1 protein-coding gene is annotated in these 1,652 nt (G+C 57.9%); it reads left to right on the top strand.

Going from position 1 to position 1,652, the window contains the following annotated elements; genetic code table 11:
- The first annotated feature begins 359 nt into the window (after window positions 1-359).
- On the top strand, window positions 360-1,604 hold the full coding sequence (locus A9Z00_RS01615; RefSeq protein WP_296973654.1) for an IS110 family RNA-guided transposase: 1,245 nt from the start codon (window positions 360-362) through the stop codon (window positions 1,602-1,604).
- Window positions 1,605-1,652: the final 48 nt, after the last annotated feature.

Below are 1,652 nucleotides of genomic sequence, written 5' to 3'. Positions count from 1 at the left end.
CTCCTCGGGGACTGGAGGCCACCTTCAAAATTTCCAGCTTGCTCTTTGAAAATTTCACATCAGGGACTGGACTTTCCGGCATGCCTCCGGACAATGGTACTCAGGGGCCATTCGGGGAAATTCGACTCCCTCCTGTAGCTTCGACTACATGCGAAAGTCTGTTTCTCCGGCACTCGTTTGAACTTCTTACCCGCTGGCTGTCCCCTTCGGCAACCCATGCCCGGCGGAGCAGCGCCGGGAGCAGCTCATGGCCCGAAGCGAGTTCTCATACGCGAGGGTGAGCGATCGGCGAGCGCGCCGGAGGCATCCCGGAGAGTCCGTTCCCTGAATTCCCCTCACGGAAAGGAGGTCGTTCGCTTTTGAAACTGTTTGTCGGAATCGACGTCAGTTCGCAAGAACTGCAGGCGTGTTTGATGAACCCGGACGGTGAGAAGCTGGATGCGCTCAAGGTGAAGAACGATTTGCAAGGCGCTTCCCACCTGCGGGACCGGATCGTCGCCACGGCGGACAAGCTCTCCGCCTCCGAGATTCACATCGGGCTGGAGTCCACTTCGGTCTACAGCTGGCATCCCGCGATGTACCTGCACCAGGATCCAGCGCTCAAGGCACTGGGCGCCAAGGTCTTCACCATCAATCCCAAACTCATCAGCAAGTTCAAAGAAGCCTATCCCGACCTGGACAAGACCGACCGCCTCGACGCCTGGATCATCGCGGACCGTCTGCGCTTCGGCAGGCTGACGACCACCATCGTCATGCAGGAACAGTACATCGCGCTGCAGAGGCTGACCCGGATGCGGTACCACCTGATCCACAGCCTCACGCGCGAAAAGCAGTATTTCCTGCAGAACCTGTTCTACAAGTGCAACGCCTTTACGTCCGAAGTCGAAAGCTCGGTGTTCGGGCACGCCATCCTGGAGATGCTCTCGGAAAAGTACAGCCTCGATGACATCGCCACGATGGACGTGGCGGATCTGGCCGACTATCTCAAGGAGAAAGGGAAGAACCGCTTCCCCGACCCGGAGCGTGTCGCCCGCTGCATCCAGAAGGCCGCCAGAGACTCTTACCGGCTGTCCAAGGTCGTGGAAGACTCCATCGATCTTGTGCTGGGCGTCTCCATCCAGACGATCCGTAGCATCCAGGCTCAGCTCAAGGAGCTGGACAAAGCCATCGAGCGGATCCTGGACGGCATGAACGGCGCCAGGTGCCTTCGCTCCATCCCCGGCATCGACAAGGTTTACGCGGCCGGCATTCTCGCTGAGATTGGCGACATCGAACGTTTTAACGACCAAGCCGCCCTGGCCAAGTATGCCGGTCTGACATGGCGCAGGCACCAGTCCGGTTCGTTTGAGGCCGAAGACACCAAACGCATTCGTTCCGGCAACCGATTCCTTCGCTACTACCTGGTTGAAGCTGCCAACTCGGTGAAAAACCGCGAACCGGAATTCGGCGAGTATTACCGGAAGAAGTATCAGGAAGTGCCCAGGCACCAACACAAACGCGCCCTCGTCTTAACGGCAAGAAAACTTGTGCGTCTGGTCGATGCGCTGCTACGCAACGACCAACTCTACACGCCTCGAAGGAAGGTGAATCACGCGAAGGGGTAACGCCTCCTTTGCCAAATCCTTCAACAAATTCCCAGTTAAAATCTGGAA

Source organism: Thermobacillus sp. ZCTH02-B1, from assembly GCF_002159085.1.
Classification (GTDB): domain Bacteria; phylum Bacillota; class Bacilli; order Paenibacillales; family Paenibacillaceae; genus Thermobacillus.
The sequence above is the reverse complement of the archived record's forward strand: the minus strand, read 5'-3'. Positions and strand labels throughout refer to the sequence as shown.